This window comes from Parafrankia soli (assembly GCF_001854695.1).
Classification (GTDB): Bacteria; Actinomycetota; Actinomycetes; order Frankiales; family Frankiaceae; genus Parafrankia; species Parafrankia soli.
Genome location: NZ_MAXA01000014.1, coordinates 62290 through 78375, shown reverse-complemented (window position 1 = coordinate 78375; position 16086 = coordinate 62290). Strand labels below are relative to the sequence as shown.

The following is a 16086-nucleotide window of genomic DNA, read 5'->3' as shown; positions in this document are numbered from 1 at the left end:
AATGCGCGGTCGCGACGACGCGACGGTCGTCAGCGCGGCGTTCGGATGGCTGATCAGTGGGTGGCCGAGCCGGCCGCGGGTACCCATGGGCCGACACCACTGACGCGCTCCACGGCGTAGCGCACGATGAATCCCGGGCCCCGCGGCGCCGGGAACTCGGCGTCCGGCGAGATGTAGACCTTCGCCAGGCGGTTGAGCAGGTCCCAGGTGTCATCGCTCGGCGTGACCGTCGCCCGTGCCCGTACCACGGCGTACTGGTTCAGGAAGGCGCCCGGCACCCGCGGGGCGTCGAAGGACAACACGACCCGCGGGTCACGCTCGATGTTGCGTAGCTTCACCTGTTTCGACATGTGCCCGGTGACGATCGCGTCGCCGTCCAGGCCGATCCAGATGACCGTCACCTGCGGGCTGCCGTCGGCGTTGATGGTGGTCAGGTGGGCCATCGGGCCGGACTCGATGAGGTCCCTCAGTTCCTGCGGCAGAATGCTCACGGGTCGATTTCCTCTCTTGCGCACCGGCGTCGGGCGCCGTGCCGGCGGCCGTCCAACCTATCCCGTCCGTTCAGCGGCCCAGGCTGTCTGGGCTGGTCGTCCGCGCCGTTTGTGGTCGTCCTGTTCGAGCCTGCCCGCTCGCGGCCTGCCATACCAGTGGCCGCCTGTGGCATTATTGATCAATCTGCGAATAATGCTGTCATGGCTGACATCACGCGCCGCTCAATCACCGTGGGCCACCTGCGCATGCACATCGCCGAGGCCGGTTCCGGGCCGCTGGTCATTCTTTTACACGGCTTTCCCGAGTCGTCGTACTCGTGGCGGCACCAGCTCACCGCGCTCGCCGACGCGGGCTTCCACGCCGTCGCCCCGGACCAACGCGGCTACGGGCGTACGGGTGGTCCGGCCGATGTCTCGGCGTACACGATCTGTTCAGTGTGCCGAGTGGTGATCGTCTATGCGCTGCAGGAGGCGGACCAGCTCCGCGCGTTCGGCCGGGGTGAGCGGGGCGAGCAGTTCGTCCTGGGTCTCGTCGACGAGCTGGTCCAGAGTGTGCAGCCAGGACCGTCCGGCCGGGGTCAGAGTGACGATGTTGCGGCGTCGGTCGGCGGGGTCGGGGGCGCGTTGCACGTACGCCGTCTCGGTCAGGCCGCTCAGCACGGCCACCATGTCACTGCGGTGGATGCCGGTGCGCTCGCTGAGCGCGGCCTGACTTGCCGGGCCGCTGTCGCGGAGCGTGACCAGCGTCGCGTACTGCCACCGCGTCGCCCCCGCCGCAGCGAGACGGGCGTTCGAGATCCGTTCCGCGTGCACCGTGCCGCGGCCGAGGAGCCGGCTGGCCAGTGACCGCAGGCGCGCGGGGACGGCGGACGGGTTGGTCGGCCCGTGGCGGTCGCGTTCCGGCATGGACCGCATCCTAGGGGCTTGCGTTAGTGACACCAACGACCTAACGTTAGTGTTACTAACGTTAGGGAGACTAACGATGAAGATCGAACCCTTCCGCGTCGCCGTACCGCAGGCCGACCTCGACGACCTGCACGCACGCCTCGACCGCACCCGCTGGCCCGACGAACTACCGGGCGTCGGAGACGAGTTCGGCGTGCCGCTGACCAGAGTCAGGGAACTGGCCGACCACTGGCGCCACCGTTACGACTGGCGTGCGGCGGAAGCCGAGCTGAACAGTCATCCGCAGTTCGTCACCGAGATCGACGGCCAGCGGATCCACTTCCTCCACGTGCGCAGCCCGCGGCCGGACGCGCTCCCACTGGTGCTGACCCACGGCTGGCCGGGGTCCATCGTGGAGTTTCTCGATGTGATCGGGCCGCTTTCGGCGGACTTCCACCTGGTCGTCCCGTCGATTCCGGGGTGGGGCTTCTCCGGCCCGACGCGCGAGCGCGGCTGGGACGTCGATCGGGTGGCACGTGCCTGGGCGGAGCTGATGCGCGGCCTGGGATACCACCGTTACGGCGCGCAGGGCGGTGACTGGGGGGCGTCGGTGTCCCGGGCCCTGTCACAGCACGACGCCGACCACGTCGTCGGAATACACCTCAACTATCTTCCGACACCGCGGCTGCCGGGCGACCCGGACCGCACCCGGCTGACACCGGGGGACCAGGAGCGGCTCGCCCAGACCGAGGCCTACCTGCGCGACCAGCCGGCGGTTCGGCTGGTCAACGGCACCCGGCCGCAGACCCCGGCGTACGCCCTCAACGACTCGCCGGTCGGGCTGCTCGCCTGGCTGCTCGACCCGATGACGATGTGGGCGGCCCGGGACTTCCCGATCAGTCCCGACCGGGTGCTCACGAACGTGACGCTGTTCTGGTTGACCGGCACCGCCGGGACGGCGCCGCGCCTGCACCGGGAGACCGGCGGCCCGCGGTCGTGGCGGACCGTCCAACCGGTGGGCGTCCTCGTCCTGCCCGAGGACATCACCCGCCCGATCCGGCCGTATGCCGAGCGGCGGATGCCGATCGCCCGGTGGACGGAGGCCGACCGTGGCGGTCACTTCGCGGGACTTGAGGTGCCCGAGCTGCTCGCCGCCGACATCCGCGCGTTCTTCCAGGGCCGGTGAGGCCGATAGCATCAGCGGATCGCGCGACCACCAATTGGGGAAGCCGGGGCACCGTGACCGTCATCAAGATCAATGCCATCACCGTCGAGCCCGACAGCGGCGACGAACTGGCCCGTCGTTTCGCCGCGCGTGCCGGCGCCATCGACGACCGTGACGGCTTCGAGGGCTTCGAGTTGCTCAAGCCGACCGACGACCGCACCGTGTGGCTCGTGGTGACCCGCTGGCGTGACGAGGAGTCGTTCCAGGCGTGGGTCAGCTCGCCGGCCTTCGCCCACGGGCACCGCTCGGAGGCGGAACGCGCCGGCGGCGAGGCGCCCAGGCCGGTTGGCGTGCACAGCGAGCTGTGGAGCTACACGATCGCCGGCGGCTCGGCCGGCTGACCGTTTCCGTCTTCGGCTAGGCGGACACTGTTCCCGTCGGTACACGGGGGATGGCCGAAGCCGGATCAAAGCCCGCGAACGCCAGCCCGATGACGAAGCCTGCGACCTCCTCGAGCTGACGTGCGCGGACCAGCGTTCCCAGCGTGGCCGGTACGCCGCCGACGTCCCGGACGAGATCGCTCACGACCCGCAGCGCCGCCTCGTCATCGCCGCAGATCGCCACTGTGGGCGCTGATGTGTCCGCACCGGCGCCGTCGGCCGGCGGTCGTGCCCACTGGGCGGCGGGATAAAGGTGGAACGCCTTCACGACCTGCGCTCCAGGAGCCGCCGCGGCGATCCGGGCCGCGGCCGAGTCGCCCTGCTCGGTGAGCAGGACGCCGACGCCGTGCTCGACCGCGTTCGTCGGGTCGATCAACGGAACCCCCGCCAGCGTTCCCTCGTTCGCGCCCGCGCTGCGCAGGACATCCTCGACACCGGTCCACAGCACGGCCAGCAGTACCGCGTCGCGCTCGGCGACAGCCGCGCGTGGTGCGGCCGCCCGCGCCGTCGCGCCCAGGCGTTCCGCGAGCGCATCCGCCTTGGCGCGCGATCGACCGCCGATCACCACCTCGTGCCCGGCCTGGACCCAGGCCCGCCCCAACCCCTCGGCCAGCGCCCCGGTGCCCAGAATCCCGATCCGCATGGTTCCTCCTCGTGCGTGCTTGTGCGCGTCGACCGCGTTCGACGCGATCGCCTCGGACCGAGACCGTAAGGCGGCCGTTACGCACCAATCGGTGCACGCGAGACCTGCGACGATGGCCGGGATGAGCGATCAGGGACGTCACTGCGAGGACCTGGTGGCAGACTGCCGTATCCGGGCGGTGACCGACCTGTTCATCCACATCTGGGACCCGGTCGTGCTGGTGGCTCTTCGCGCGGGGCCGTGCCGGCGCCGCGAGCTGCGCGTCGCGATCGGCGGTATGAGCGACAAGGTCCTCACCGAATCGCTACGCCGGCTCGGCGCCTACGGTCTGGTGGCCCGCCGTGCGTTCGCGCAGGCCCCGCCGCGGGTCGAATATGCGCTGACTCCACTCGGGCAGAGCCTGGTGGACGGTCCGATGGAAGCGCTCGGAAACTGGATCACCGAGCATGGCGAGGAACTACAGGACGCGCAGGACGGATCGGCGGAGCTCCAGGGGCGTACCGGCGCTGACTGAAACCGGAGCGGCGGATGCGGGTACGCCCCGGGAACCGGGCGTGTCAGCGGCTCGCCGGTTCGGCGAACAGCGCGGCGAATCTGGCCGCGCCTTCCCTCACCAGCCACGTCTCGAAGTCCATCAGCCCCGGGTGCAGTCGCCGCAGTGCGGGAATGTCGGCCTGCCAGCCGTTGAAGGACTTCTCCCGCTCGAGGCCGTCGACGTCGACCCCGAGCTGGACGAGAGTCTCCCGGGGGAGYGGATCCAGCTGAAGGTCGCGCCCGGTCGCGCGGCTGATCGCGGTGATCAGGTGTTCGCGGGTCAACTCATCGCCAGCCAGCTCCAGCGCCGCACCCACATAGCGGGCCGGATCCGCGAAGGCGAGGGCGGCGAACGCTCCGATGTCGGTGACGGCGATGAGCTGAACCGTCACCCCCGTCGGGATCATCCGGACCAGCGAGGCCTGGCCGGTGACGCCGAAGACCGGGTCGGTGTGGTTCTCCGCGAACATGACGGGACGCAGCACGGTGGCGGGAAGGCCGAGCTCCCGGATGTGGCGCTCGATCCGCGCCTTCGAGGCCGCGGGGCCGTCCGGGTTTCGATCGGTACCGGCCGCGGAGGTGTAGACGAGGTGCCGGACCCCGGCGTCCCTGGCCGCGTCGGCGACGTTGACGCCGTACCTTTCTTCGCCCTCGACGAAATGGGGGGCGTGGCTTGCCGGCTGAACACTGAACACCCCGTACACGCCCTCGGTGGCGGCGGCCAGCGTGTCCCGGTTGTCCAGGTCGCCGGTCACCAGTTCGGCACCGTCGAGGGCGAGCCGCCGCGCCGCCGGCCCGGCGGGGTCGCGAACCAGCGCACGCACCCGCCATCCGTCGGCCAGAAGACGTCGCGCGGTGGCCCCGCCCTGCTGGCCGGTGGCCCCGGTGACGAGGATGGTCCGATCGGGCGTCGGCATGCGGAGCCCCTTCTGTTAGGTTCAGGTCATCTTCCGGAGCGGTGCTCCGAAACATACGGAGCGGTGCTCCGCATGTCAATGATGGAGGAGCCGGTTGGCCGACTCGCCGCGCGCGGACGCTCGCCGCAACTACGAACTGATCCTTGACGTCGCCCGGGACGTGTTCGCCGAGCACGGCATCGACGCCTCGCTACGGGACATCGCGCGCCGCGCCGGTGTCGGCATCGGCACGCTCTACCGCCACTTCCCGACCCGCGAGGCGTTGCTGGAGGCGTTGCTGGGCCGCGGCTTCGACGGGCTGCGCGCGCGGGCCGAGAGCCTGCTCGCCGCGCCGCGTCCCCGTGACGCGCTGCTCACATGGCTGGGGGAGGTCACCGCCGGCTCCGCCGTCTACCAGGGCCTGCCCGCCTCGATCCTGGCGGCCCTCGAGGATGAGAGCTCGGCGTTGCACGGCTCGTGCGCGGCCATGCGTGCCGCCGGCGCCGGGCTGCTCGAACGTGCGGCGCGGACCGGGGCCGTGCGCGGCGACATCACCATCGACGACCTGCTCGCGCTCGTCGCCGCGATCGCGTGGGCGAGCGAGCAGTCGTCCGACCCGTCGGGCCGGGCGGAGCGACTGTTCTCAATGATGATCCGCGGGCTGGCCGGAGCGCAGGATCCACAGCTGGCACCGACATCGGCTTCTGATCGCGACGGCCACGGCCACGGCCAGCCGTCTCCTGAGGTGACGGCGCCGTGACATTCAACGCCCATACGCCCAACGCCCCTACGCCAGACGAATCGCCTTCAGCCGGGCCACAACCGGTTCAAGGCTTCGCGCGCGGTCGCGACGAGGGCCGTCGTATCGACCTGCCGAACTGGTCGATGCTCGTCAAGGTCGCCGCTGGCGACACCCTCGGCCGGCTCACCGTGCTGGAGGGGCGGATGGGCCCGCGGCAGCCCGGACCGCTCCCGCACGTTCACGAGGGCCACGACGAGACATTCGTGCTCGTCGAGGGGCGGCTGCGGTTCCGCGTCGGGAACGGGTTCCACACCGCCGTCGCGGGCGAGACGGTGTTCGCCGGTCGACGGCTGGCACACGGCTTCGGGAATCCCTTCGACGAGCCGGCGCGCTATATCGCCATCCTCACGCCCAGTGGTTACGAGGACTATTTCGACGAGGTCGCGGAGCACGCCGCCAGGACGGGTTCGCTGCCCGGCGAGGCGCTTACCCGGGAACTGATGGCGCGTCACCGGACGGTCCTCGCGCCGCCTCTGCCAGACCCCGGAGCCGCCCCGCCGCCCGAGGTGGACGCCGGATCGTGAGTGGCCGGGTCAGTCCATGCCGCGTTTGCCCGGGGTCCAGAACGGCTGGACGATGACCTGGCGGCGCTCCCAGCCCCGCTCACTCACCAGGTGGCGGCGGACGGCCTGGCAGGTCCGGGCCTCCCCGGCGACGTAGGCGACGGGCCGGCCCGTGCGGCCATCGGACCCGGACCCGGACCCGATGTCGATGCTGGTGCTGGTGCTGGTGACGGGGTCCCGCGGATCGGGCAGGTCGAGGTCGGCGAGCGCCGCCGGCAGCAGCGGGGAGCCGGCGGCCGGGGCGCCGTGGCGGTAACTCCAGGCGAGGTCCCCGGCCCGGGGCAAGAGCAGCGCGTCCGCCGGGCCGTCGCACTCGAACACACCGCGGACCTGGGCGGAAGCAGGCAGGCCGCGCAGGATCGCGCCGAAGGGAACCGCCGCGGTGTCGTCACCGACGAACAGGTGGAAGCTCGCGTCGGACCGCGCGACGAGGCGTCCGTCCGGCTTCGTGATGATCGCTTCGTCTCCCGGCGCGACGCCGCGGGCCCACGCCGCGCCGGGGGAGTCGCCGCCGTGGTCGTACACGGCCAACGTCAGCCGTCCGGCGGGGTGGTACTCCCAGACCGAGTAGCTGCGCTTGATGTCGCGGGGCCCCTGCCGCCAGCTGTTCAGTCGGGTCGGGTCCTGGGGGAACAGGGTCACGTTCTGGCCCGGCGTCCAGGTGAGACCGGCGAGCGCGGGGCCGGCCAGCACGATCCGGCGGGTGCGCCGGGCCAGCGCGTCGACGCTGTCGACCCGCGCGCGCAGCAACACCCGGTCCAGCAGCGCGAGTGGTCCCCGCCGGGGATGGGCCGGGGAGTCGGTCGGGGAGTCATCGGTCACGAGGGCGAGCGTAGGCAGCAAACGATCAGTACTCAAATGAAACTTACTCAATGGCAAGATGCATCGCATGCAATCCGTGGCCTCGCTGGACCTCAACCTGCTGGTGGCCCTCGACGCCCTGCTCGAGGAGCGGAGCGTCAGCGGCGCCGCGCGGCGGCTGCTGCTGACCGAGTCCGCGGTCAGCCGCGCGCTGGGGCGCATACGGCGGGCGATGGACGACCCGGTCCTCGTGCGCGCCGGCCATCGGATGGTGCCCACCCCGCGGGCGCTGGCCGTCCAGGTCGAGGTGCATGCCCTGGTGGAACGGGCCCACGCGGTGTTCACCCCGGTTCGGGAACCCGTCCTGGTCACCCTGACCAGGACGTTCACCATCCTGGCCAGCGACGCGCTGACCACCGCGATCGGCGTCGATCTGCTCGACCGGCTGACCCGGGACGCCCCGGGCGCGCGGGTGCGGTTCCTCCCCGAGCCGTCCGCGACCGACGACCCCCTCCGCGACGGGACCGCCGACCTGGAGATCGGTGACATCGACTCGACCTCGCCGGAAATCCACATCGAGGTCCTGGGTGAGGAGCAGGCCCTTGCCGTCGTCCGCGCCGGGCATCCGCTGGCCCGGGGTCGCCTGACGCCGGAACGCCTCGCCGCCGCCCGGCACGTCACGGTGTCCCGCCGGGGACGCTTCGCGGGCCCGCTGGACGAGGCCCTCGCCGCGCGCGGTCTGCGCCGGACGGTCGCGGTCTCAGTTCCGTCCCACTCCGCCGCGCTGCTGCTCGTCGCCGGCAGCGACCTGGTCGGCCTGGTGCCCGCCCGGCTCGGCCGCGGTCTGCTCACCAGCTTCGGCCTGGTGGCTCTCGACATCGGCCTCGACCTGCCCATCCTGACGATCGCGCAGGCGTGGCATCCCCGCAATGAGGCCGACGCGCCGCATCGCTGGCTTCGCGGCCACGTGCGCGACACCATCCGGCACGCGCTCGCGCTCGATCCCCCGTAACAGGCCGCCCGCTAACCTTAGAACCGCAGTCGGTTGATCCGCGGCTTCGCCCGTCGCGCCCTGCTCCCGGCGCCACCACGGATCGGCGCGGTCGTGCGCAGCGCGGAAGAGACCTACGAGGCCCTGGTGGGAGGCATCGGCATCGTCCTGCTCGCCGCGGGCAACGCGCCGCTGCTCCACCGCGCCGGGGTCGTCACCCGTCCGCTCATCGACGCCCCCCGCAGCCAGCTTGCGCTGATCTGGCGCCGCGACGATCGGCGCCAGATCGTCACCGACTTCGTCGACGCCTGCCAGGACGTGATCACGGCGACGAGTGGGACGGAACGGTCCGCGCTTGCCACGGATATCGGAAAGAACGAGTGAGATGTCAGCGTTCGGGCGTGGCCAGGATCTTGCCGCGGCAGGCCGCGGCGGCCGGCGCCAGCCGGGACGTCGAACTGCTCGCCGGCCACACCCGCGACGAACAGCGGCTGTTCACGGTCTTCACCGGCCTGCTCGGCCAGGTGACACCCGAAGAGGTCCAGACCGCGGCTTCTCGGCGATCGCCCCGCCGCAATTCGACCTGCCCACCCTGACGATCGCGCAGGCGTGGCATCCCCGCTACGAGGCCGACGGGCCGCATCGGTGGCTTCGCGGCCGCGCGCGCGACACCATCCGGCAGGCGCTCGCGCTCGACCCCCCGTAGCAGGGCCGCCGCAGATACCGTGACGCGCACGCGGGTTCCGCCTTCGACGGCCTACTGCGAGATCCACTCTTCGTAGCGGCCCTCGGCGGTGAAGCCCAGCGACTCGTAGAGACTCCGGGCCATGCGCGTGGACTGCAAGGTCGCGGTCCGCGCGCCATCCTGTTCGGCGACGGCGAGTATGTGCCGCAGCAACGTGGTCGCCAGGCCGCGCCGTCGCCAGGCCGGCACCGTGCCGACAGCGTAGATCCCGCAGTCGGTGCCGTGTAGGAAGCTCCAGGCGCTGGCGACAGCGAAGTCATCCCGCACCAGCACCCAGGCCGTCAGGCCCGGGACGCTCTCCGGCTCGCCCAGTTCGGCAACCGGGACCGGCTCGTCACCGGCCCGGGTGGCGGCGGCGAGCGAGGCCCGCATGACGCTGTCGTGCCGGCCCAGCCCGGGCCGGAGATCCGCCCGCATGACGAGCGTCGTCGTGTCGCGTTGGAATCCGTCGAGCGTGCGCGGGTGGTCGGGCGCGTTCAGGTCCGTCGTCCGGCTGGGCATCCACAACGCCCAGGTGGCGACGCCAGCCTCCCTGTACATGCCGCGTAGCCCGGAGATGACGGAAGCCGTGGGAACGCTGGCATCGCCGGTCGACACGATCGCGTTGTTCAGCGGCGCCCACGCGGGGAACATGGCGGCGGCTACTTCTGACGACCGGATCAGTCGAGCTCCGGACGACGTCCGTGCCAGCGCTTCCCAGCTCGCGAGCAGGGTCTCCTGACCCGGTAGCCCTACGTCTGTGTTCGGCACGTGCCCGTTCTCCCTCGGATTCCATGCGTGGCAGGTCCTTGCGCGGACGTCGAGGCCGCACCCACCGCCGGTGTCGACTATGCCTGCGCCGCACCCGTCCGGCGCGGTTCGGCGGGTCTGTTCCGCGGACCGTAACGATTGGCGGCGCCCCATGGTCTGGGCGCCGCCTGAACCACCTTGCCTCCCGGCGGTCCTGGGTCCTGTCGCGACGGCCGCTGCCGACGTCGGCCCCCGCGCTCCAAGGTCAGCGCAGTGTTAGAAACCAGCGGGCCACCGCAGCCGTGCCGAGCAGCTCGGATCCCTCATGGACGAAGCCGCTGTAGTCGCGGTCGACGCCCACGTTCACGATGGGGACCTGAATTCCTCGTGCGGCGAAACGGTCGCGACAGTGCGTGGAATTGGCGTTGGCGGCTGTTCGTCGCCGGGGCTGAGATACAGCCGTGTGGGAGCGGTCGGAGTCCAGTCCGAACAGATGCTGTCGAGTTCCGCCAGCGCGGTCGCGAACGCGCCGGTGGGATGGGCCAGCATGGCGAAGCCCTGCGGTGTCAGCAGCTCGGACAGGGTGTCGGGCAGGTCGTTGAGAACCTCAATTCCTGGGTGCGTGCCGTCGAACAGTTCGGAGACGTCGACGTAGCGGGGTTGGAAGATCTCGTTCGGCRCATCATAGATGTGGTGAAGCCGGTTGAACGCGACAAGCAGGTACGTCATGTAGACAACGGTGAACTTCGGGTGCAGTTCCCCGTTGAGCGCGGCGGGGATCTCCGCATTCTGGAAGGCGTAGGCGCCGCTGATCGGCGCGAGGCCGCCCAGCTGGAACCATGGGTCCGCACCGCCCTGCAGGGCCCGGCCCAGTCCCAGCGCAGCGGACGCGCCCTGCGAGAAGCCGGTGGCCAGCACGTCACGTCGGAGCTGCCTGCCCCTGTCGGCCAGGAAGGCACGGGCGGCCCGCAGCAGGTCGAGGGAGGCCGTGGTCTCTGACGGGACATCCATCCACGGGTGCGGTCCCGGCCCTTCGCCGAGACCGAGGTAGTCGGGGGCCACCGCGGCGAAACCGGCGGACGCGAAGGTCACAGGTGGGGCGGTGAGAAATCCGTCGGACGACGTGGAGGGCGCGTCGTCCCTGAACATCTGCGTGCCGTGCGCGAAGGAAACCGGCTGTAGCCATTTCCGGTCATTCAGGGGACGGCCAGCAGGCCACTCGCCGTGGTCGGCGCCCCGACGGGGTCGACCGTCCGATACACCAGTTGATAGGTGCTGACCCCGTACCGGTCGGTGCCCGCATCGAAACTCTCCTCGCGAAGAAAGGCATCGACGTCGGCCCGATCAGTCAGCGTGGCGAGGGGCGCCCACGACACCAGCTCGCCACGCCACCCGGCGCCGCGTCCGGATTCGTCACCGTGGTCTGGTGTACTGATGTAATCGTGCCGGTCGGCGGCGAGTGCCGGGGCCACGGAGGTCCCAGCAACCATGAGCGCGGCGGTCATTATTCCGGACACGGCCAAGAAGCCAGCCCTCGGACGGTTCGACCACCGGAACTGCGCATGTCGACTGTTGTTAGACGTCACGGTGCATGAAGTTAGGCGTCGTCGACTCTTTGCGACCGCCGGTCTCCTGGTGTCTTAGCGGTGGGGTTGAAGGAACCTTCTCGGTGGGGTTTCCTCCACTGCAGCACGGGCAGTGCAGGTATCAGCCACCGGGCTGACGCGGGCGGCCCTCGTGCTGCCTCTGCCGGACTCTGGAGCGGTCCCGCCGCGATAGCCGAGGTGAACGCGGGGTCGGAGTCAGGGCCCGGACCTGTGAAGGTGGGCGTGTGAAAACCATCGGGATTCTGCTGTTCGACGGCTTTGAGGAACTCGACGCGGTCGGGCCGTGGGAAGTGCTCTCGTTCTGGGCCCGCCGGTTTCCTGACGACGGCTGGCGGGTCACCGCGCTCTCCCGAGACGGCACGCCGGTCAGGGCCGCCAAGGGACTCGTCGTCCACCCCGAGTACTCGTACGAGACGTCTCCGCCGCTCGACGTGCTGATCTATCCCGGTGGGCGGGGCACCCGCGCCCACCTGGACGACGAGGGGCAGCTCGACTGGGTGCGCCGGCAACGTGCGCAGGTGCCGCTCATGGCCAGCGTGTGTACCGGCTCGCTGGTGTACGCGCGAGCCGGGTTGCTGGCGGGGCGACCGGCGACGACCCACTGGGGATCGCTCGATCTGCTGCGCGAGCTCGACCCGACGCTCACGGCCCGTCCCGACGACCGTTTCGTCGACGACGGCGACATGGTCACTTCGGCAGGTGTCAGCGCGGGCATCGACATGGCACTGCACCTCGTGGTGCGTCTCCAGGACGTCGAGCGCGCACGACAGGTTCGGCGCGGCATCCAGTACGACCCGCGACCGCCGATCTGATCCGGCCCGTCGTGCTGTCGGGCTGGACGTTCACGATGCTGGGGCAGGCAGGGAACGAGAGTCGGTGGATACGCACGCACCGAAGCGGACGAGCTGCTGACCGACGACCCGTTGGCCACCCCGGGCATGCCGGTGCCGCTGTGCGCATATCCGCAGGATTCACCCTGATACCGATCTTGACGTCGAGGTGTAAAGCGGCTAGCCACTCAGCGCGATGAACCGCTTGAGCTTGCCTGTCGAGGCGTGCCGGGGGATCTGCTCGACGACGCTTACGCTGATGTCGGGATTCGTAAGTCCATACGGCCGTAGCGAGAAGGCCAGCGCCGCGGCTACCACGGCGGCGTCGGGTGACCCGACCACGAGCACGTCCGCCCCGCCCGCGGTCTGACGCACCTGATACTCCGAGATCAGCGGGTCGGTACCCAGCACGTACCGGAATGCGCTCGCCGGGACCATTCGCCGCCCGTAGCGGAAGTCGTCGTCACGCCGACCGACGATGTCGGCGACGCGCGGCATCGAACTGCCACATGCGCAGCGGCCGGGCAGCAGCGTGATCTCGTCACCGAGGTCATAGCGAACAAACGGGAATGTGCGCCCCGCGAGCCCGGTCGCGAGCGTGCGTGCCGCCGGCTCATCGGGAGCGACCGAGCGCCCGGCCGCATCGACCCGCTCGAGGATCACCTCGTCCTCGCAGATGTGAAGGCCGTCGCCGTGGCCGCAGCCGACTGCCTGGACGCCGATCTCGGTCGAGCCCCACAGGTTGTGGACGGGGGCGCCCCAGGCGGTGTCGATCGCGTGGCGGTCCTGTGCGCTGAGCGGCTCGGAGTTGGTGCTCACCCGAACCGGCCGGATATCGAGCTCTCCCATGATCGCGGCCCGGGCGAGGCGGCCGATCACCGAGGCGTAGCCCACGAGATGGGTCGGCCGCGCGTCCGCCAGGGCGCGCAGCACCTGATCGAACGGCGCCGCCGCCGGGATCACGACGGTCTGCGTCGACGGCCCGGTCGCGACGTCGAACAACGGCGTGCTGGCGTGTGGCGGCTCGCCGGCCTCCACCACGGCCAGTCGCACCGGGCGGCCGGCCGAGCCGGAAGCGCGCTCGCCACGCGCCTGCCATCGCCAGGCGAGACAGGCGAGCGTGACGAACTGCTCCCAGTCCCATACGTAAACGCCGCGCACACCACTTGAGCCGCCCGAGCTGAATACCTGGAGTCCCGCGGGTGTGTAGGAGAACCAGCCCTGCTGGGCCAACACCCGCTCGGCGCCCGCACGGTCGATATCGGGCGTGGTGACGATCCTGTCCCATTCATTCTGAATATCCTGCTTGACCATGGCTGGCAGCCGTGCGAGGTCGTCGACCGTCGCCGTGGCCGGGTCGATGTCGGCCATCCGGGCCGCGTGGAACGGCGAGCGTTCGCGCGCGAACCCCAGCAACGACCGGAGTCGTTCGGTGCGGTAACGCTCGATTCGCTGGCGCGGCCACGCCAGCCGCGCCACATGGTCCTCGATCGCGGCCTGCACAGCGCTCAGGTGCGCTGCGCGCAGACGCTGGTAGGCCGCCTTGGGGTCCTCCCGGGGCACGCACACAGTGTCGGCCACGGGCCAGCGGTCACGCCAGCCGCGAAGCGGCGGCAGTGAGCCAGCGGCCGACACCGTCAGGGCAATGGTGACGGATCGCCCAGCCCGCCAGCCACAGCCCCAGCACACGGCCCAGGCCCTGGCCTTCGTCCAGGCCGGCCGCTACCCGTCTCGGTCTGTCCGCCGCGGCGGACGTCCTCGCCGAGATGCCGCCAGCGCCGTGATGCCCTGACCGCGAACACGAGCGCGCCGCCGGCTTGCTGGACCTGCCAGCCAACCGGCGGCGTACTGCCGTGACGCGACCGCGATCGGCGACCCGGTACCCGCTTCCGAGTCAGTGGCGACTCTGGGATCCGGATCGGAGTACCTGTCGGGAATCGCGCTAGGCCTTGGCGGTGCCCAGGATCCCGTGCCTGCCGAGGCTGAGCCCGGCGAACGCGACGATCAGCCAGATCGGCCCGACGATGCCCGGGAAGCCGGCGATCGACAGCACCTGACATGAACAGCACCGCGACCGGCGGGATCAGGCTGACCAGACCCAGCCACCGCGACACGAGGCGGTCGCGCAGGCTCAGCCAGGCGACCGCGCCGGCGGCCACGACGACTCCGAGATAGCCGATGAACGGGCCGAAGTCGTTGAGCATGAAGTAGACGAACTGCCCGTCAGTGTTGAAGCCGTTCTCGTTGATCCCGCCCGGCATGTACAGCGCCAGCGCCAACTTCCAGCCGTAGCCCAGGCTCAGCGCCGCGGCGGACGCGGTGAGCCCGTCGGCGACCACCCGGGCGGCCACGGCGCCGCGCGTCGTGGTCAGCGCCTTCGTGCGCCAGGACGCGGCCAGCACCAGCAGGAGCGCGACGGTCGCGTAGCCGAGCGCGCCACCGAGCTGGAGCTGCCCTCGGGAGAGCGCTGAAGACTGGTCCGCATGAACGTTATCGGGCAGTGGATCGAGATACCGGTGGAAGACGGAACCACAATGGCCGTGTACTGCGCTCGGCCGGCCGGCGATTTCTCCCCGGTCGGTGTGATCGTGGCGCACGAGTTGTTCGGTGTGACCCCCGAGATCCGTTCGGTCGTGGACGAGATCGCGGCCGCGGGACACCTGGTGACAGCGCCGGAGTTCTACCATCGGGACGCCGAGGCGGGGCGGTTTCTTTCCCGTGACGACGCCGGGCGCACCGAGGGTTTCGCCCTGCTCCACGACATGACCGGGGCCGGGGCGGTCGCCGATGTGCGGGCCGCCGTCTCGGCGCTCACCGATCGGTACGCGGTCCGCGAGGCCGCGGTGGTTGGTTTCAGCGCCGGTGGGTATCTGGCCTATCTCGCCGCGGCCACGCTGGAGCTGACCCGGGGAATCAGCGGAGAGTTGCTGTTCGTCGTCGGAGAAAAAGATTTTCTGATCGACTCGGATCAGGTCGAAAAGATTTCCTCGGCACTGCGCACCGCCGGGGTCCGGCACGAGGTCGTGGTCTATCCGGAGGTCCAGCACGCCTTCTTCTGGCCCGACACCCCGGCCTTCGACCAGGCGGCCCGGGACGATGCCATGAAAAGAGTCCTCGCGCTGCTCTCCCGGTAGCCGGGAGCCGCGCGAACCCTGAGTCCACTTGTCGGAAAGAGCGAGTGGGACGTCAGTGTTCGGGCATGGCCAGGCCCATCACTGCCCACTGACCCTCGCCGAGCCTGAGGCGGCCGGACCGGGGGGGTGAGCTCGGCGTCAGGGCGTGGCCGTCTCCGCCTGCCACGCGGCCCGCGCCACGTCGACGACGGCGAGCAGGTCCGTCGCGTCGGCGCCGTCGCGTGCCTGTTGCGACATGCCCTGTAGCACGGCGCCCACGTACCGGGCGAGCGCGTCGGCGCGGGTCGCGACGGGCAGCACCCCGGCGGCGATGTCGGCCGCGATCTGCTCGCGCAATGCCGCGGTGTTTGCCTCCCGACGCTCCCGCAGCAGCGCCTCGACGTCGGCCGACGCGGTGCCGCAGTTCACCGCGGCGCTCAGGATGAGACATCCGCGCGGGCGATCGGGCCGGGTGTACTCGATCGCCGCGGCCCGCAGCGCGCGGTGGACCCCGCGGCCCACCGTCTCCTCCGCCGCCAGCGCCCTGTCGAAAAAGGCGCCGTAGGAGCCGGTGTACGTGTCGACCACCTCGCGGAACAGGGCGCGCTTGTCCCCGAAGGCCGCGTACAGGCTCGGCGCGGCGATGCCCATCCGCGCGGTGAGCTCCGCCATGGAGACGGCGTCGAACCCGCGCTGCCAGAACTCGAACATCGCCAGCTCGAGCGCCCGCGCCCGGTCGAACGTGCGGCGTCTGCCGGGGCGGGGGGAGTCTGCCGTCGCCATTGACGCATTCTATAGCGATCGCTAAAGTTCCCTCCGAGATCTTTAATGATCGTTAAAGATCTAACCCG

20 protein-coding genes and 2 pseudogenes are annotated in these 16086 nt (G+C 70.6%); 11 read left to right on the top strand and 11 right to left on the bottom strand.

The genetic code is table 11. The features are described from left to right. Positions 1-53 precede the first annotated feature (53 nt). Positions 54-491: a PPOX class F420-dependent oxidoreductase gene (locus tag BBK14_RS03400; protein WP_071059755.1), complete on the bottom strand. Its 438-nt coding sequence runs from the start codon at positions 489-491 to the stop codon at positions 54-56. A 201-nt stretch (positions 492-692) separates the two neighbouring features. Between BBK14_RS03400 and BBK14_RS41560 the strand changes: the two are divergent. Next, positions 693-1142 (top strand): annotated as a pseudogene (locus BBK14_RS41560) (alpha/beta fold hydrolase); the annotation flags it as partial. Here the strand turns inward: BBK14_RS41560 and BBK14_RS41165 are convergent. Continuing rightward, positions 1098-1397: pseudogene (locus BBK14_RS41165) on the bottom strand (MarR family winged helix-turn-helix transcriptional regulator); the annotation flags it as partial. The pseudogenes BBK14_RS41560 and BBK14_RS41165 sit on opposite strands and share 45 nt — an antisense overlap. 76 nt (positions 1398-1473) lie before the next feature. Here BBK14_RS41165 and BBK14_RS03390 point away from each other — a divergent pair. Then, positions 1474-2562: an epoxide hydrolase family protein gene (locus BBK14_RS03390; protein WP_071059753.1), complete on the top strand. Its 1089-nt coding sequence runs from the start codon at positions 1474-1476 to the stop codon at positions 2560-2562. A gap of 53 nt (positions 2563-2615) precedes the next feature. Continuing rightward, a complete protein-coding gene (locus BBK14_RS03385) occupies positions 2616-2942 on the top strand; it encodes an antibiotic biosynthesis monooxygenase family protein (protein WP_071059752.1) in 327 nt (108 codons plus the stop codon). Between the two features lie 16 nt (positions 2943-2958). Here the strand turns inward: BBK14_RS03385 and BBK14_RS03380 are convergent, their stop codons facing one another. Next, entirely contained in the window at positions 2959-3624 is a 666-nt protein-coding gene (locus BBK14_RS03380; protein WP_071059751.1) for an NADPH-dependent F420 reductase, read from the bottom strand. Between the two features lie 121 nt (positions 3625-3745). Between BBK14_RS03380 and BBK14_RS03375 the strand changes: the two genes are divergently transcribed. Continuing rightward, positions 3746-4138 (top strand): winged helix-turn-helix transcriptional regulator, encoded by a 393-nt coding sequence (locus BBK14_RS03375; protein ID WP_071059750.1) that lies wholly within the window; start codon positions 3746-3748, stop codon positions 4136-4138. Positions 4139-4181: 43 nt separating this feature from the next. Here the strand turns inward: BBK14_RS03375 and BBK14_RS03370 are convergent, their stop codons facing one another. Then, positions 4182-5075 carry an NmrA/HSCARG family protein gene (locus BBK14_RS03370; protein ID WP_071059749.1) on the bottom strand — a complete coding sequence of 298 codons (894 nt, stop codon included), beginning with the start codon at positions 5073-5075 and terminating at the stop codon, positions 4182-4184. 94 nt (positions 5076-5169) lie between these two features. On the opposite strand from BBK14_RS03370, the gene BBK14_RS03365 reads away from it, so the two are divergent. Together BBK14_RS03365 and BBK14_RS03360 are read left to right on the top strand one after the other, a co-directional pair. Continuing rightward, positions 5170-5814 (top strand): TetR/AcrR family transcriptional regulator, encoded by a 645-nt coding sequence (locus BBK14_RS03365; RefSeq protein WP_071059748.1) that lies wholly within the window; start codon positions 5170-5172, stop codon positions 5812-5814. 125 nt (positions 5815-5939) lie between these two features. Continuing rightward, positions 5940-6380, top strand: coding sequence for a cupin domain-containing protein (locus BBK14_RS03360; protein ID WP_071059747.1), 441 nt, complete (start codon positions 5940-5942; stop codon positions 6378-6380). 9 nt (positions 6381-6389) lie between these two features. On the opposite strand, the gene BBK14_RS03355 is transcribed toward BBK14_RS03360, so the two are convergent. Then, a complete protein-coding gene (locus tag BBK14_RS03355; RefSeq protein WP_071059746.1) occupies positions 6390-7241 on the bottom strand; it encodes a siderophore-interacting protein in 852 nt (283 codons plus the stop codon). A gap of 58 nt (positions 7242-7299) precedes the next feature. Between BBK14_RS03355 and BBK14_RS03350 the strand changes: the two genes are divergently transcribed. Genes BBK14_RS03350 through BBK14_RS03340 form a run of 3 tightly spaced genes read left to right on the top strand, consistent with a single transcriptional unit; the run spans position 7300 to position 8807 of the window. After that, entirely contained in the window at positions 7300-8232 is a 933-nt protein-coding gene (locus BBK14_RS03350) for a LysR family transcriptional regulator (RefSeq protein ID WP_071059745.1), read from the top strand. Positions 8233-8265: 33 nt separating this feature from the next. Next, complete coding sequence (locus tag BBK14_RS03345) at positions 8266-8595, top strand: LysR substrate-binding domain-containing protein (protein WP_071059744.1); 330 nt, start codon at positions 8266-8268, stop codon at positions 8593-8595. A gap of 17 nt (positions 8596-8612) precedes the next feature. Continuing rightward, on the top strand, positions 8613-8807 hold the full coding sequence (locus BBK14_RS03340; protein WP_071059743.1) for a hypothetical protein: 195 nt from the start codon (positions 8613-8615) through the stop codon (positions 8805-8807). 161 nt (positions 8808-8968) lie between these two features. Here BBK14_RS03340 and BBK14_RS03335 read toward each other — a convergent pair whose 3' ends face one another. From BBK14_RS03335 to BBK14_RS36555, 3 genes are all read right to left on the bottom strand, one after another. Next, positions 8969-9706, bottom strand: a complete 738-nt coding sequence (locus tag BBK14_RS03335) for a GNAT family N-acetyltransferase (RefSeq protein ID WP_071059742.1) — start codon at positions 9704-9706, stop codon at positions 8969-8971. Between the two features lie 342 nt (positions 9707-10048). Further along, positions 10049-10834 carry a dienelactone hydrolase family protein gene (locus BBK14_RS03330; protein ID WP_131802149.1) on the bottom strand — a complete coding sequence of 262 codons (786 nt, stop codon included), beginning with the start codon at positions 10832-10834 and terminating at the stop codon, positions 10049-10051. A 47-nt stretch (positions 10835-10881) separates the two neighbouring features. After that, a complete protein-coding gene (locus BBK14_RS36555) occupies positions 10882-11175 on the bottom strand; it encodes a hypothetical protein (protein ID WP_131802148.1) in 294 nt (97 codons plus the stop codon). 341 nt (positions 11176-11516) lie between these two features. Here BBK14_RS36555 and BBK14_RS03325 point away from each other — a divergent pair, with 341 nt between their 5' ends. Continuing rightward, complete coding sequence (locus BBK14_RS03325) at positions 11517-12104, top strand: DJ-1/PfpI family protein (RefSeq protein WP_071059741.1); 588 nt, start codon at positions 11517-11519, stop codon at positions 12102-12104. A 198-nt stretch (positions 12105-12302) separates the two neighbouring features. On the opposite strand, the gene BBK14_RS03320 is transcribed toward BBK14_RS03325, so the two are convergent. Together BBK14_RS03320 and BBK14_RS39470 are read right to left on the bottom strand one after the other, a co-directional pair. Beyond that, entirely contained in the window at positions 12303-13685 is a 1383-nt protein-coding gene (locus BBK14_RS03320) for a phenylacetate--CoA ligase family protein (protein WP_241831088.1), read from the bottom strand. 74 nt (positions 13686-13759) lie between these two features. Then, positions 13760-14719, bottom strand: coding sequence for a hypothetical protein (locus tag BBK14_RS39470; protein WP_241831087.1), 960 nt, complete (start codon positions 14717-14719; stop codon positions 13760-13762). Here BBK14_RS39470 and BBK14_RS03310 point away from each other — a divergent pair. After that, complete coding sequence (locus BBK14_RS03310; protein ID WP_241831086.1) at positions 14711-15256, top strand: dienelactone hydrolase family protein; 546 nt, start codon at positions 14711-14713, stop codon at positions 15254-15256. The two genes, BBK14_RS39470 and BBK14_RS03310, sit on opposite strands and share 9 nt — an antisense overlap. A 138-nt stretch (positions 15257-15394) precedes the next feature. On the opposite strand, the gene BBK14_RS03305 is transcribed toward BBK14_RS03310, so the two are convergent. Next, positions 15395-16018: a TetR/AcrR family transcriptional regulator gene (locus BBK14_RS03305; RefSeq protein WP_071059739.1), complete on the bottom strand. Its 624-nt coding sequence runs from the start codon at positions 16016-16018 to the stop codon at positions 15395-15397. Between the last annotated feature and the right edge of the window lie 68 nt (positions 16019-16086).

Excerpts from the sequence above, each read along its gene's own strand:
- BBK14_RS03350 (WP_071059745.1), top strand. The coding sequence starts at position 7,300 with ATGCATCGCATGCAATCCGTGGCCTCGCTGGACCTCAACCTGCTGGTG.
- BBK14_RS03380 (WP_071059751.1), bottom strand. The coding sequence starts at position 3,624 with ATGCGGATCGGGATTCTGGGCACCGGGGCGCTGGCCGAGGGGTTGGGG.
- BBK14_RS36555 (WP_131802148.1), bottom strand. The coding sequence starts at position 11,175 with ATGGTTGCTGGGACCTCCGTGGCCCCGGCACTCGCCGCCGACCGGCAC.
- BBK14_RS03305 (WP_071059739.1), bottom strand. The coding sequence starts at position 16,018 with ATGGCGACGGCAGACTCCCCCCGCCCCGGCAGACGCCGCACGTTCGAC.
- BBK14_RS03360 (WP_071059747.1), top strand. The coding sequence starts at position 5,940 with ATGCTCGTCAAGGTCGCCGCTGGCGACACCCTCGGCCGGCTCACCGTG.
- BBK14_RS03375 (WP_071059750.1), top strand. The coding sequence starts at position 3,746 with ATGAGCGATCAGGGACGTCACTGCGAGGACCTGGTGGCAGACTGCCGT.
- BBK14_RS03390 (WP_071059753.1), top strand. The coding sequence starts at position 1,474 with ATGAAGATCGAACCCTTCCGCGTCGCCGTACCGCAGGCCGACCTCGAC.